Origin of the sequence: Dickeya oryzae (assembly GCF_009372235.1) — a bacterium.
Classification (GTDB): Bacteria; Pseudomonadota; Gammaproteobacteria; order Enterobacterales; family Enterobacteriaceae; genus Dickeya; species Dickeya oryzae.
The window spans coordinates 240367-254964 of the sequence record NZ_SULL01000006.1; the positions used below are offsets into that span (position 1 = coordinate 240367).

Here is a 14598-nt window from a genome sequence, read left to right on the forward strand (position 1 = left end):
TTCCCTTACGCTATCGCACCATCCGTTATCACGTTATTCGCTGCATAACCCCGCCATAGCGCACCACTTGCCATCATTTGCACCAACGAAGTGCAATTTTTCTCACCCACTTGCGATCAGTACCTCATTTACCACGCTGGCATGCTTTCTGCATTTCTCTTGTATCTTCTATCAAGCGGAGTGCAGGGGATGACAATGATAAAAATGACGCTTCCGACCGCGCCTTACTACGATGAGATGCTCAACGCAGAAGGCCAGCAGCGCCAGCACTACGACGCTTATTGGCAATGGTTGCAACAGACTGACCAACATGCCATCCGCCAGAAGAAAGAGCAGGCTGAGTTACTGTTTCACCGGGTGGGAATTACCTTTAATGTCTACGGCGAAGAAGGCGGCACCGAACGTCTGATCCCGTTTGACAGTGTGCCGCGTATTATCCCGGCCCACGAATGGAAAATGCTGGACCTCGGCATTCGCCAGCGCGTCAAAGCGCTCAACGCCTTCCTCTACGACATCTATCATCAGCAGCACATCCTCAACGCTGGTATCGTACCCCGCGAACAGGTGCTGGCAAATGAGCAGTACCAGCCTTGTATGCAGGGTGTCAATCTGCATAACAATATTTATGCACACATCACCGGTATCGATATGGTGCGCAATAGCAACGGCCACTATTACGTGCTGGAAGACAACCTGCGCACGCCATCCGGGGTCTCCTATATGCTGGAAAACCGCAAAATGATGATGCGGCTTTATCCGGATTTGTTCGCCAGCCAACACATCGCACCGGTAGAGCGTTACCCCAGCTACCTGTTACAAACCCTGCGCGAAAGCACCCACATTGACGACCCGACCGTAGTGGTGATGACGCCGGGCCGCTTCAACAGCGCTTATTTCGAACACAGCTTCCTCGCTCAACAAATGGGGGTGGAACTGGTCGAAAGCGCGGACCTGTTCGTCAAAGAGGGCGCGGTGTATATGCGCACCACCGAAGGGCCGTGCCGGGTGGATGTGATCTACCGCCGTATTGATGACGCCTTCCTTGACCCGCTGGCGTTCCGCGCTGATTCCATGCTGGGAGTTCCGGGGCTACTGTCGGTATACCGCGCTGGCGGTGTGGTGCTGGCAAACGCTATCGGCACCGGTGTGGCGGACGACAAATCCATCTACCCTTACGTGCCGGAGATGATCCGCTTTTACCTGTCTGAGGAGCCGATCCTCGGCAATATCCCGACCTGGCAGTGCCGCAAACCCGACGATCTCGCTTATGTGCTGGCAAATCTCGCCAGCATGGTGGTGAAAGAAGTACACGGTGCCGGGGGCTACGGCATGCTGGTCGGCCCCAAATCCACCCGCCAGCAAATCGAAGATTTTCGTCAGCGTCTGCTGGCTAACCCCGGTAACTATATTGCCCAGGACACGCTGGCGCTCTCCACCTGCCCCACCTTCGTCGAGGAGGGATTAGCGCCCCGCCACATCGACCTGCGCCCGTTTGTCCTCTACGGCGAGGAGATTCGACTGGTTCCCGGCGGGCTGACGCGCGTCGCGCTGACTGAAGGATCACTGGTGGTGAACTCCTCGCAAGGCGGCGGCACCAAAGACACCTGGGTGATGGAGGAGGATGAATCATGCTAAGTCGTACCGCCAGCGAGCTTTATTGGATGGCCCGTTATCTGGAACGGGCGGAAAGTGTCGCCCGCGTGCTGGACGTCACCTACAAACTGTCGATGATGCCGCGCCACAGCCAGCAGCAGCACGACCTGGCGCTGCCGCTCAACCTGACGTTCACCCATGAACTGTTCCAGGAGCGCTACGCCCGCTTCACCATGAATAACCTGCTGAATTTCTTTGCTCTGGATAGCCACAACCCCAGTAGCATTTACAGCTGTATCGAAATGGCGTGGAACAATGCGCACGCGGTGCGCGGTAGCCTGTCGTCCGAGGTGTGGGAGTGCATCAATACCACCCGTATTGATATTCGTAACCTGCGCCAGTCCGGGGTGGATAAAATTGGTATCGACGCCTTTTTTGACTGGGTGAAAGAGCGCGCCCACCTGTTTCGCGGTGCCATGTTCGGCACCTTGCTGCGTAACGACGCCCAATGTTTTATTCGCATCGGCACCTTGATCGAACGATCGTTCGCTACCGCTCAGTTGCTGACCGTCAAGGATCAGCAGCTCAATAACGACCTCGACCCGGTGCGCGAATACTACCGGCTCGATACCTTGCTACGTGCGGTGAGCGCCCGCGAAGCCTACCACAGCCTCTATCGTCAGCCCATCAGCCGGGAAACCGTCACCGAACTGCTGGTACTGCGCAATGACGTCCCCCGATCGCTGCATGCCTGCGTGGGCGATCTGGTACAACAGCTGGAGATGATCGGCAGCGAACGGGCGCGTATTCCGCAACGTCTGGCGCATTTGCTCCACGTAGAACTGCGCTTCGGCTCGCTCGACGATATCCTCGCCGACGACCTGCAACACTACCTCAACCGTTTCCTCACCAAAATCAACGAACTGGCTGACAGCATCCGTCACACCTATCTGGAGGCGCTATGAAACTGACCATCAATCACCTGACCCACTACCGTTACGATGAAGAAGTGAAGTTCAGCACCCAGTACCTGCGACTGACGCCGCAAAGTTCTGCCCGCCAGCGCATTCGGGAATGGAAGCTGACCTTGCCCACCTCCGCTGTCGCCACCACCGATGCCTATGGCAATCTGATGCATGTGCTCACGCTGGATAGCCCGCACCACGATATTCTGATCCACGCACAGGGGGTGGTGGAAATTGCCGAGGGCGTGGAAGAGGTGCCGGAAGAGGAAGACGGATTGTCGCCGTTGATTTTCCTGCGCAGCACCACGCTGACCGAAGCAGACGACGCCATCCGCACCTTTGCCCTGCGCTATTATCAGGAAGAGGACCCGATTGGCAGCCTGGAAACCCTGATGGCAGAATTGCAACTGAAAATGCCGTATACTCCCGGCGCAACGCAGGTGCAGGATACCGCCTGCGTGGCCTTTGCCAAAGGCAAAGGCGTCTGTCAGGATTACACCCATGTGTTTCTGGCCTGCTGCCGCAGCCTGCATATTCCGGCACGTTATGTCAGCGGTTATGTGTATAGCCGGGATACTACGCATGTCGCCATGCATGCCTGGGCTGAGGTGTGGCTCAACGAGCGCTGGCACAGTTTTGACATCACCAACAACACCCGCAAGCTCAATCAGCATTTGCGCCTTGCGGTAGGGATGGATTATCTGGATGCCTGCCCGGTGCGCGGCAGCCGTCTGGGTGGCGGGTGTGAAGAGATGTTTTCAGAAGCGGCAGTGAGCCTGTTCGAACGCCAGCAACAGGCGCAACAGCAACAATGACAGGAGCGATGACTCCTGTTTTCGTCTAGTCGGTAAAATCGGTAAAAAGGTACTGTATGACCTATTGTGTGGCCATGCGTCTGTCTGACGGGCTGGTTTTTGCTTCCGACTCCCGCACCAATGCGGGGGTTGATCACATCGCAACCTTCAGAAAGCTCCACGTATTCCATCAGGAAGGTGAGCGCGTCTTGGTTATCCAGTCGGCGGGTAATCTTGCCACCACCCAAAGCATTATCAGCCTGCTCAAGGCGCGTATCCATGCCCAGCATACGCCCAACCTGATGCAAACCAGTACCTTGTACGACGCCGCCACACTGGTGGGTGAAACCGTGCGCGAGGTTATCCACCGCGACAGTCTGGCCCAACAGAACGGTAGCAGCACCAATTTCGGCTGCAACCTGCTGCTTGGCGGCCAGATTGGCGACGAAGCTCCACGACTGTTTCATATCTACCCGGAAGGTAACTTTATCGAAGCGACCGGCGATACCCCGTACTTCCAGATAGGCGAGAGCAAATACGGTAAACCGATTATCGACCGGGTGCTGACGATGGATACGCCACTGGAGCAGGCCATGTGCTGTGCGCTGATTTCGATTGACTCAACATTGCGCAGCAACCTGTCGGTCGGCTTGCCGCTGGATGTGATGATATACCGTGCTGGCAGTTTCGATATCAGCGAACAGCACCGCATCACCGAAAACGACCCTTACTTTGCCACCATTCGCAAAGCCTGGTCGGAAGGATTACTGAATACCTTTCGGCAGTTGCCGCCGTTTCCGGCGCAGGGGTAAAACCTACGCCATCGTCGGTAGACACTTAAGCTGATATAGCTACCCTAACTCATTCGAGTTACCGTAATGAGTTAGGGTATAAAACCGCCCAAGGCACGTCTTATTTCTTTATAAATATCAGAAGGGGTATTTGTTATAAAAGGTCACTCTCTCCCTGTAGGCTTTAATCATACACTCGTTATATGCAATAGAGTATGCTGGCGAATCTTTAATATTTAATAACCCTTCCGCTTTACATTCACTAATATTATATTTCTCCCAGTATAATTTCGCTTCATCAATGGAGGCAATAAAATCATCATAGTTAGCCAAATCCTCACGATGAATGCTTTTTATAAAGCCATGATATATATCATTATATTTTTCAGCCTCTTTATGAGACAACAGCTCCATACAACTCTGAATATACGCTGTCACCTTTTTGTCATAGCAGGATTGAATCTCATCTGCCTGAGATGAAAATGATAAAAATAAAATAAAAAACATCAACACTCTCATTTCGCCTCCTTCAGATAGACTATTCTTTTCCTACTTTTATCATATGCAGCCAGACTGGGTGTGTTCTTTATCAGCAAAATAACATCTTCAGGCGCATTCCTCTCAAAGGAAGGAACATATCTCACTCTCATTGCGCCTTGATAAATCATATCAATAAATATATCTTTCATTCTGCTATTCATAGCATCCCAAGAGACAGCATTGGGGTTTTTATACTTATTATAAAACCCCTTAGCTCTTGTAATATACATAGCAAATGATAGTCTAAACAGATTAGCTTGCTGAGAATGTGTTATTTCACCAACTTTATCTCTGTTTTGTATAACAAATGCTGAGGCATCACATCCACGCATCCCTGCGCCTTCTGAGATCGCAATGGCCTTATTTTGTGGAACGCCAGCACTCACAAGATGATAGTATGACTCAGTTTGAGTTCTTTGACCAAGATCGAACCCTCTTCCTATTGTCACTCCAGAGGCAATATCCTTACAAATAGATGGATTACCTGGCCAATGGATTTTTCTTGAGAAATAGAGACTACCAGGGATATCATCCCCCTCGGCATTGAAGGTAAAAGCCCCCTCTTTAATATCCATTTAATTTCCCTATACATTCCCTATTAATTATAAAAAACTGGAATTAACTCTATTAGATATCACTCATAATCATCATTCCATATACTATACCCGGACGTCCCTGCTGTTTTATGTGACCACTCTATTGATTTGTACTTCAACCGAACTACTTCATATGGTAAAGCTTCATTACTATTAATAGAGTGAGGGTAGGAAGATGATACATCAACAATTCTTGCATCTATTAGCTTTAGCTCATAGAAAATCTCTAACTGCCCGGCAGAATTCGTTCTATAAAAAAAGAAACTAGCAGTAAGCTTCTCATTGGAGGTAATAGACATACCGAGTAATGGTGATGACTTATCTATCGGTTTAGTTAGTTGTATTGGATGATGAGCAATATTATCTTCTCTAGTTATAGAGTGGCTTAATCCTAATACTTGTATCTGGTCCTCATGCCCACTTTGATAGCGATTCCCAATAGAGTCAAAGGTTGAACAACCGGAAGAGATTAATCCCTGTTGGCTTCCTTCCAAGGTTAAATAAATAAGGTGTGACATACAAACGCTCCTTGTCTACTTAGATAAGTATAGAATCCACAATAAGAAAACTACCCCAGTATATCTTTCAATATATGGCGCGCAAAGCAAACAAAACCGGATATTACCGCTCCCGCGCCATCACATCCCGCAACCAGCCGCAGCGCATTTCTGGCACCGCCAGCAGCAGTTGCTGCGTGTAGTCATCCAGCGGCGGTGACAGGGCTTCCGTCACCGGGCCTTGCCGGACAATATGGCCGTGACGCAGCACCGCCACGCTATCGGCCACTTCGCGCACCACGTGTAAATCGTGGGTGATGAACAGATAAGCCACGCCGGTTTCCTGCTGGATCTGACGCAGCAGTGCGAGCACGTCACGGGCGACCAGCGGGTCCAGCGCCGAGGTTGGCTCGTCGCAGATAATAAGCGACGGCTGTGCCGCCAGTGCGCGGGCAATACAAACGCGTTGCTTTTGACCACCTGACAGCGCGGTGGGGTAACGCTGCGCCATCTCCGCGGGCAACCCAACCTGATGCAACAAATCGCTGACGCGCAGGCGTCGTGCGGCAGCATCCAGTTGGGTCAGGCACACCATTGAGCGCTCAATCTGTACGCCGACGGGTAAACGCGGGTTGAGCGCGGTGTCCGGGTGCTGATGAATCATCTGGATCGATTGCAATTGTGCACGATTACGCTGCACCAGTTTCGGTGGCAGCGCATCACCGTTGAGCCGAATCTCGCCGCCTGCCGGTGCCAGCAACCCACACAGGGTTCGTCCCAGCGTCGATTTGCCAGACCCCGATTCGCCAATCACCGCCAGCGTGCGTCCACGCGCCAGTTGCAGCGACACGTCCTGCAATACCGGTTGTTGCTGATAACGTGCACCAAGATGACGGATATCCAGCAGGATGTCGTCTGTCACCGCTTGCGGTACTTTGGGTTCGCCACGCGCCTGTAACAAGTCACAGGTGTAGGCTTCAACAGGGCTAGCCAGCAATGACGCGGTGTCGCCGGTTTCTACCTGACGACCATGCCGCAACACCATAATACGGTGGCTGATTTGCGCCACCACCGCCAGATCGTGGCTGATATACAATGCGGCCACACCCGTCAGCCGGATAATCTCATCGATGGCGTTGAGTACCCCGAGCTGGGTGGTCACGTCCAGTGCGGTAGTCGGTTCATCAAAAATGATCAGGTCGGGGCCAGCGCACATCGCCATCGCGATCATCGCCCGCTGCAACTGACCGCCGGATACCTGATGCGGATAACGTTGGAAGAAGGTTTGCGGTTCCGGCAACGACAGCTGGGTAAACAGTTCTATCGCCCGTGACACCGCCTGCTGGCGTGACAACACACCGTGACGCACCGCCGTTTCAATCACCTGCTCGCCGATACGCTGCGCCGGGTTAAACGAGGCACTGGCGGATTGCGCCACATAAGCAATGCGAGCGCCACGAACAGCGCGCAACTGGCGCTCTGAGAGCGAGGCCAGGTCACTGCGCTTATCGCCGTTCTGAAACCAGATATGCCCGCTTTCAATACGCATACCGTGGCGACAGTGCCCGAGAATCGCCTGACCGATGGTGGATTTCCCCGCGCCAGACTCGCCAATCAGCCCCAACACTTCCCCTTTATGCAGGGTAAAGTTGATGTCCTCTACCAGCGCCCGACCGCCTGCCGTCACGCACAACTGTTCGACCCGCAGCAACTCACTCATGACGGCCTCCACGCCAGTTACGTCCGTCACGGCTTAGCAGCCAGTCCGCCACCACATTGAGCGACACCGCCAGCAATGCGATGGCCGCCCCCGGCACCAGCGCCGCCCACACCCCAAACAGGATGCCGTCTTTATTGTCACGGGCCAGTCCACCCCAGTCGGCGGTGGGCGGCTGGATCCCTAACCCCAGAAACGACAACGCCGACAGGAACAGCAAAATAAAGATGAAACGCAGCGCGAATTCCGCCACCAGCGTGTTGCGCGCATTCGGCAAAATCTCGCGCCACAAGATCCACCCCATCGACTCACCGCGCAGTCGCGCAACCTCAATGAATTCCTGCGTGGCGATATCCACCGCCAGCGAGCGCGCAACCCGCAGCACGCGAGTAGCTTCCAACACGCCCAGAACCAGAATGATGATGAAGGTGCTTTTCGGCAGCATCGCCAATACCACCAAAGCCAGAATCAGCGTCGGGATCGCCATCAGCACGTCATTAACGCGGGAAATCAGTTGGTCCACCCAACCGCCGCACACCCCGGCCAGGAAACCCAACCCGGCTCCCAGCGCAAACGCCAACGCGGCCGCCAGTGCAGTCACCGCCAGCGAGGTACGCGTTCCCCAAATCAGGCGGGAAAACAGGTCGCGACCGATATTGTCGGTACCCAGCCACGCCTGCGGCATGGGCCCCAACCAGGCACCCGCCACCACCTTATCGGCCGGATAAGGCGCAATCCAGGGGGCGAACAGCGCCACCCCAATAAACAGCCCCAGCCCCAACAGACCGAGCACCACGGAAGGTTTTACAGCAGGCATGTACAGATATCCATTCGGTTGACGGCATTACCGCCGGGCATGGCGCAGACGCGGGTTCGCCATCAGCGAGACCACATCTGCCAGCAAATTCAGCAGGATGTAAATCGTCGCCAGCACCAGCGCGCAGCCCTGAATCACCGGCATATCGCGTTTACTGATGCTATCGACCATGTACTGACCCAGCCCAGGGTAAACAAACACGCTTTCGACAATCACCACGCCTACCATCAGGTACGCCAGGTTAAGAACAATCACGTTGATGATTGGCCCCCAGGCGTTGGGCAACACGTGGCGCAGCAGGATAACCGAAGGCGACATCCCTTTCAGCAATGCCGTGTCGACATAGGCAGCATTTTGCGCGCCTATCAACGCCGCACGGGTCATATTGCTCATGTGGCCCAGCACGGCCAGCACCAGCGTCAGGCAGGGTAGCGCGATGGCTGTCAGATGTGCCCCAAGCGGCATATGATCGCTCACGTTGCTGTTGCTCGGCAGCCAGAACAGGCTGATGGAAAAAATCAAAATCAGCAGGTAGCCGGAGAAAAACTCCGGCAACGCCACCGCGACGCGGGCAAGCAGATTGAGCAGCCGGTCAAGCCAACTGCCCTGATAACGCACCGATAAAAAGCCTATCAGCAGCGCCAGCGGCACCGCCACCACAGCGGTGCACCCGGCCAGAAACAGCGTATTTTCCAGCCGCCATGCCAGCACCGGCGCAATCGCCTGACGACTGGTAAAACTCTGACCGAAATCGCCGCCGATCATGCCCCATAGCCAGCTGAGATAACGCGATACCGCGGGTTGATCCAGCCCTAACTGGGCATTCAGCGCGCGTACTGCTTCCGGCGTTGCCGTCTGCCCCAGAATAGCGGTAGCGGCATTGCCCGGCAGCAGTTGAATACCGGCAAAAATCAGTACCGATACCACGGCAACCATCACCACCCCCGCCAGCAAACGCCGCAGAATCAACATCAGCAGCGGGTAGCGATCAGCCCATTGTTCAAGCACCGTCCATCGGCGAAACAGTATTCCTCGGCAAAACATCGTCACATTACCTGCCTTTTACCCGCATCTTACCCGCCCTTTATCTCTCTCAGGCCAGCCACACTTTTTCCGCTGCACGGTTGCCACTGAGCGGGAAGCCTGGAATGGCATTCAATCCTTTCACTTTGGTACTGCAGGCGTCGAGCGCGTCAGCGTACAGCGGAATGATTTCGCTGCTATTATCCACCAACATCACCTGAATATCGTGGTAAATCTGACGGCGCTTGTCTTCGTTGACTTCACCACGTGCCGCACGCACCAACTGGTCAAAGGCATCGCTCTTCCAGCCAGATTCGTTCCACGGTGCCTGACTGGTGAACACCAGCGACAACAACGCATCAGCGGTAGGACGCACCGACCAGTTAGAGGACACAAACGGTTTTTTCATCCACACATTGTCCCAGAACGCGTCGTCCGGCACACGCTCGACATTCAGTGTAATGCCCGCTTTCTGCGCAGACGCCTGATACAACTGACCGGCATCCACCGCGCCGGGGAAACCAGCATCAGCAACAGAGAGAGTCAGCGGGCCACTGAACCCGGCTTTCTGCCAGTGCCATTTGGCTTTCTCTGGGTCGTAAGGGCGCTGGGGAATGTCTTTGGCGAAATAGCGGTTGGACGGGAAAATCGGGTTATCGTTCGCCACGCTGGCATAGCCACCCAGCACCGTATCGATAATCTGCTGGCGATCGATCGCGTATTTCAGCGCCAGTCGGCCGTCTTCGTTATTAAACGGTGCGACATTGCTCAAACCTGGGAAGGTGAAAATCTGGCTGTCACGCGAGCGCAGCAGTTGCAGCGTCGGCATGTTCTGAATGCGCCCGACAATACGCGGGTTCACACGGTTGATAATGTGTGCGGAGCCACTCACCAGCGCTGCTACACGGGCAGTAGAGTCGTTCATCGCCAGCGTTTCAACCGAGTCGACATGGCCGCGTGCGCTGTTCCAGTGATTCGGATTGCGTTTCACTAACGTGCGCACGCCAGGCTGGAAGCTCTCCAGAATAAAGGCACCGGTGCCGATACCTTTGTCGAAATTCTCGTTTTCCGGGGTAATAGCAAAGTGCACATCGCTCAGCAGTGCGATGAACTCTACGTTCGGTTCGCTCAGGCGAATGGTGACTTCGTGGCTACCGGTGGCGTCCATCGCCACGACCGGGTCGAGATACCCTTTCACCGATGAACTGGATTTCTCACCACGGTGGTGATTGAGCGAATAAATAACGTCTTTCGCGCTGAGCGTGCGGCCATCATGGAACTGAACACCTTTGCGGATAGCCAGCACCCAGGTGCGCCCGCCGTCTTTGCTCTCCCAGGATTCGGCCAGTGACGGCACCAGCTCGCCTTTTTCATCCAGCTCCAGCAGGTTATTAAACAGCTGGGACCCCACGAAGTACATGTAGGTTTCAAACCAGAATGCCGGGTCGAGACGGTCGGTGCTGGAGGCGTTATCCACCCCGACTATCAAATGACCGCCTTTTTTCGGTTGTTCTGCGGCATCGGCACCCCAGGCGGCGCTCAACGGCCAGCCGGTAGCGGCCGCTGCGACGGATAAGGCGCAGGCACTTTTAATAAAATGACGACGATTCATGTTGTGTTCCCTTCGTGAGTGCTTATCCGTTACGGATAGTTATTATCCCCGTCATACTTCAAGTTGCAGGTGCGTTGGCTTTCCTCGCTCACCCCAGTCACTTACTAAAGTAAGCTCCTGGGGATTCGCTGCGTCGCCGCCTTCCTGCAACTCGAATTATTTAGGGGACATATTGTTATATTTTTCGCCACCATCAGGACTGACGGTGGAATGCCTGTGCCAGACGGGCAATATGTTCCGGGCCGATACCACAACAGCCCCCAACCAGCGATGCTCCCTGCGATACCCATTCTTGCGCCCATTGCAGGTAGCCTTCCGGGTGCGTATCAGTGCGCAGTCGGCTCAACCCTTCGTTCGCACCGCGCTGGTTATCATCCGGCTCGAACGCGTTGGCGTACACGCCCACACCAATCGGTGCTGACAACGCACTTAACGTCGCACTGGCCTGTGCCACGGCAGGGGCCATCACTTCCGGGCGGCTACAGTTGAACAACAGGTTCGCAGCCCCCAGACGAGCGGCCTCCTGTGCGGCGGCAGCCACGGTTTCACCGGAGCGCAGTCGGGCATGACCGTCAGCATCCAGTTCATCCTGCAACGTAAATGACAGCCACAGCTCACGCGGGTCATTCGCCAGCAGTTCACGCACCAGCGCCACTTCCGCCAGCGAGCTTTGGGTTTCCGCCAGCCAGACATCCACATAAGGGTTAAGGGCATCGATCAACGTTTTCAGGATCGGCGTCGCCGCCTCGGCGTTAAAAAGATCAGGACGATATGAGCCCAATACCGGCGGCAGTGAACCGGCAACCCGCACCGGATGTGAGGCGGTATCCGCCGCCTGACGCGCCAGTTGGCCGGCCAATTCGGCCAGAGCCTGGCCCCGTGCGCTAAATACCGCTTCACCGATATGGAAAGGCACCACGGCATAACTGTTGGTGGTAATCACCTGTGCACCGGCAGCAATAAAGCTGTCATGCACCTGGCGCACATGCTGCGGCGACTCCATCAGCGCCAGCGCCGACCACTCCGGCTGACGAAAGGGAGCACCGATGCGTGCCAGTTCACGCCCCATTCCTCCGTCCAAAATCAGAACGTTGTCTGCCATTGTCTTTCCTCAATCAGGTCATCGTATAAAAGAGAGTTCCCGCCACCATACAAAAAGCCTATATGGATGTCTAGATGCCTTGATAGCTAAAAATACAGACGGCCATCAACGCAGTGATGACGGGACTGTGCCCCCCCACCGAGTTTTGATCATTATTTAACCAAGACTGATTTCTCTACGATGCTCAAATTTCCTTGAGCCAGGTCAATTTTAGCGCAATAAAACTGCCCCACCTTATAGGTGAATTCAATATATAGTGTCTATCCTTTTACAGAAACCTACATATTGTGTTTATCCACAAACCATCCACAGCCTCCACGTCCGTGGTCAGACGTGGTTTTTGCCTGTGGATAACCCCAACAAAGGAAACACACCGAGGAATAACATGAAACCAGTAGTGATTAAGCGGGACGGATGTCAGGTACCTTTTGACGAAAACCGAATCAATGACGCGGTCATCAAAGCGGCTAGTGCTGCAGGTGTGGATGATGCAGACTACTGTGCCACCGTCGCCGCTGCCGTCGCTCAGCAAATGCAAGGAAAAGCGCGCGTTGATATCCGTGAGATCCAAAACGCGGTAGAAAACCTGCTGATGGCCGGCCAATACAAACAACTGGCGCGCACCTATATCGAATACCGCCACGATCGTGATGTCGCTCGCGAGCGTCAGGGCCGGTTAAATCAGGAAATTCGTGGGCTGGTAGAACAGAGTAATATGGCGCTGCTCAACGAAAACGCCAATAAAGACAGCAAGGTTATTCCCACCCAGCGCGATCTGCTGGCGGGGATCGTCGCCAAGCATTACGCCAAACAGCACATCCTGCCACGCGACGTGGTACTGGCACACGAACGCGGCGAGATTCACTACCACGACCTCGACTATTCGCCGTTCTTCCCAATGTTCAACTGCATGCTGATAGACCTCAACGGCATGCTGACGCAAGGGTTCAAGATGGGTAACGCGGAAATCGAGCCGCCGAAGTCCATCTCCACCGCCACAGCGGTTACCGCGCAGATCATCGCGCAGGTCGCCAGCCATATTTACGGCGGCACCACCATCAACCGTATTGATGAAATTCTGGCACCGTTCGTTACCGCCAGCCATGAAAAACACTGCGCCGTGGCTCGCGAATGGCAGATTCCCGATGCCGAAGGTTATGCCCGTAGCCGTACGGAAAAAGAGTGCTACGACGCCTTCCAGTCACTGGAATATGAAGTGAATACGCTGCATACCGCCAATGGCCAGACGCCGTTCGTCACCTTCGGTTTCGGGTTGGGTACCAGTTGGCAATCGCGGCTGATTCAACAGTCCATCCTGCGTAATCGTATCGCCGGACTGGGTAAAAACCACAAAACGGCGGTGTTCCCGAAACTGGTGTTCGCCATCCGCGACGGCCTCAACCACAAACCGGGTGACGCGAACTACGACATCAAGCAACTGGCGCTGGAGTGTGCCAGCAAGCGCATGTACCCGGATATCCTCAATTACGATCAGGTGGTGGAAGTCACCGGTTCGTTCAAAACGCCGATGGGTTGCCGCAGCTTCCTTGGCGTATACGAAGAAAACGGTGAGCAGGTCCACGACGGGCGTAATAATCTGGGCGTGATCAGCCTCAACCTGCCGCGCATCGCGCTGGAAGCCCAGGGTGACGAAGCGCGTTTCTGGCAATTGCTGGACCAGCGCTTACTGTTAGCTAAAAAAGCGCTGATGACGCGAATTGCCCGGCTGGAAAATGTAAAAGCGCGTGTAGCGCCTATACTTTACATGGAAGGGGCATGCGGAGTACGCCTGAAGGCGGACGACAATATCGCCGAGATTTTCAAGAACGGCCGCGCGTCTATTTCGCTGGGTTATATCGGGGTGCATGAAACCATCAACGCGTTGTTCAGCAATCAGGTCCATGTGTTTGATGATGAAACCCTGCGCCAGAAAGCGGTGGAGATTGTCGCCCGCTTGAAGGCCGCCACCGAAAGCTGGAAAGAGGAGACCGGTTACGGTTTCAGCCTGTACAGTACGCCAAGCGAAAACCTGTGCGACCGCTTCTGCCGTCTGGATACTGCTGAGTTCGGTGTTGTAGCTGGCGTGACTGACAAAGGTTACTACACCAACAGCTTCCATCTCGACGTGGAGAAAAAGGTCAATCCGTACCAGAAGATCGATTTTGAGGCCCCTTACCCGCCGCTGGCGAATGGCGGTTTTATCTGTTACGGCGAGTATCCTAACTTGCAGCACAACCTCAAGGCGCTGGAAGACGTATGGGACTACAGCTACACCCGGGTTCCTTATTACGGCACCAATACACCGATAGACGAGTGCTACGAGTGCGGCTATACCGGTGAATTCACCTGCACCAGTAAAGGCTTTACCTGCCCGCAGTGCGGTAACCATGACGCGGCACGCGTGTCGGTCACACGTCGGGTGTGCGGTTATCTGGGTAGCCCGGATGCACGTCCGTTTAACGCCGGTAAGCAGGAAGAAGTCAAACGCCGGGTAAAACACCTTGCCAGTGGGCAACTGGGCTGATGAGTCCGCGCCGTGCGCCTGATTAAG

The 14598-nt window shown here is 54.6% G+C and carries 13 protein-coding genes; 5 read left to right on the plus strand and 8 right to left on the minus strand.

Going from position 1 to position 14598, the window contains the following annotated elements:
- Positions 1 to 195: 195 nt before the first annotated feature.
- From FAZ14_RS13015 to FAZ14_RS13030, 4 genes are read left to right on the plus strand one after another with little or no spacing between them, the layout of a single operon-like run.
- On the plus strand, positions 196 to 1635 hold the full coding sequence (locus FAZ14_RS13015) for a circularly permuted type 2 ATP-grasp protein (protein ID WP_016943026.1): 1440 nt from the start codon (positions 196 to 198) through the stop codon (positions 1633 to 1635).
- On the plus strand, positions 1629 to 2558 hold the full coding sequence (locus tag FAZ14_RS13020) for an alpha-E domain-containing protein (RefSeq protein WP_016943027.1): 930 nt from the start codon (positions 1629 to 1631) through the stop codon (positions 2556 to 2558). The genes FAZ14_RS13015 and FAZ14_RS13020 overlap by 7 nt, the downstream gene beginning before the upstream one ends.
- Entirely contained in the window at positions 2555 to 3373 is an 819-nt protein-coding gene (locus FAZ14_RS13025) for a transglutaminase family protein (protein WP_153508668.1), read from the plus strand. The genes FAZ14_RS13020 and FAZ14_RS13025 overlap by 4 nt, the downstream gene beginning before the upstream one ends.
- Before the next feature lie 56 nt (positions 3374 to 3429).
- A complete protein-coding gene (locus tag FAZ14_RS13030; RefSeq protein WP_016943029.1) occupies positions 3430 to 4164 on the plus strand; it encodes a proteasome-type protease in 735 nt (244 codons plus the stop codon).
- Between the two features lie 117 nt (positions 4165 to 4281).
- On the opposite strand, the gene FAZ14_RS13035 is transcribed toward FAZ14_RS13030, so the two are convergent.
- From FAZ14_RS13035 to FAZ14_RS13070, 8 genes are all read right to left on the minus strand, one after another.
- Positions 4282 to 4662 carry a lysozyme inhibitor LprI family protein gene (locus FAZ14_RS13035; protein ID WP_153508669.1) on the minus strand — a complete coding sequence of 127 codons (381 nt, stop codon included), beginning with the start codon at positions 4660 to 4662 and terminating at the stop codon, positions 4282 to 4284.
- Positions 4659 to 5258: a pesticin C-terminus-like muramidase gene (locus FAZ14_RS13040; RefSeq protein ID WP_016943031.1), complete on the minus strand. Its 600-nt coding sequence runs from the start codon at positions 5256 to 5258 to the stop codon at positions 4659 to 4661. The genes FAZ14_RS13035 and FAZ14_RS13040 overlap by 4 nt, the downstream gene beginning before the upstream one ends.
- A gap of 59 nt (positions 5259 to 5317) precedes the next feature.
- Positions 5318 to 5797, minus strand: coding sequence for an Hcp family type VI secretion system effector (locus FAZ14_RS13045; protein ID WP_016943032.1), 480 nt, complete (start codon positions 5795 to 5797; stop codon positions 5318 to 5320).
- 103 nt (positions 5798 to 5900) lie between these two features.
- The gene (locus tag FAZ14_RS13050) at positions 5901 to 7496 is read right to left on the minus strand and encodes an ABC transporter ATP-binding protein (RefSeq protein ID WP_153508670.1); all 1596 of its coding nucleotides are present in this window, start codon (positions 7494 to 7496) and stop codon (positions 5901 to 5903) included.
- Positions 7489 to 8310: an ABC transporter permease gene (locus FAZ14_RS13055; protein ID WP_012883113.1), complete on the minus strand. Its 822-nt coding sequence runs from the start codon at positions 8308 to 8310 to the stop codon at positions 7489 to 7491. The genes FAZ14_RS13050 and FAZ14_RS13055 overlap by 8 nt, the downstream gene beginning before the upstream one ends.
- 27 nt (positions 8311 to 8337) lie before the next feature.
- Positions 8338 to 9354, minus strand: coding sequence for an ABC transporter permease (locus FAZ14_RS13060; protein WP_153508703.1), 1017 nt, complete (start codon positions 9352 to 9354; stop codon positions 8338 to 8340).
- A 49-nt stretch (positions 9355 to 9403) separates the two neighbouring features.
- Positions 9404 to 10945, minus strand: coding sequence for an ABC transporter substrate-binding protein (locus FAZ14_RS13065; RefSeq protein ID WP_016943036.1), 1542 nt, complete (start codon positions 10943 to 10945; stop codon positions 9404 to 9406).
- A gap of 193 nt (positions 10946 to 11138) precedes the next feature.
- The gene (locus tag FAZ14_RS13070) at positions 11139 to 12047 is read right to left on the minus strand and encodes a homocysteine S-methyltransferase family protein (protein ID WP_153508671.1); all 909 of its coding nucleotides are present in this window, start codon (positions 12045 to 12047) and stop codon (positions 11139 to 11141) included.
- Positions 12048 to 12432: 385 nt separating this feature from the next.
- Here FAZ14_RS13070 and nrdD point away from each other — a divergent pair, with 385 nt between their 5' ends.
- Positions 12433 to 14571, plus strand: a complete 2139-nt coding sequence (gene nrdD / locus FAZ14_RS13075; RefSeq protein ID WP_016943038.1) for an anaerobic ribonucleoside-triphosphate reductase — start codon at positions 12433 to 12435, stop codon at positions 14569 to 14571.
- Positions 14572 to 14598 lie beyond the last annotated feature (27 nt).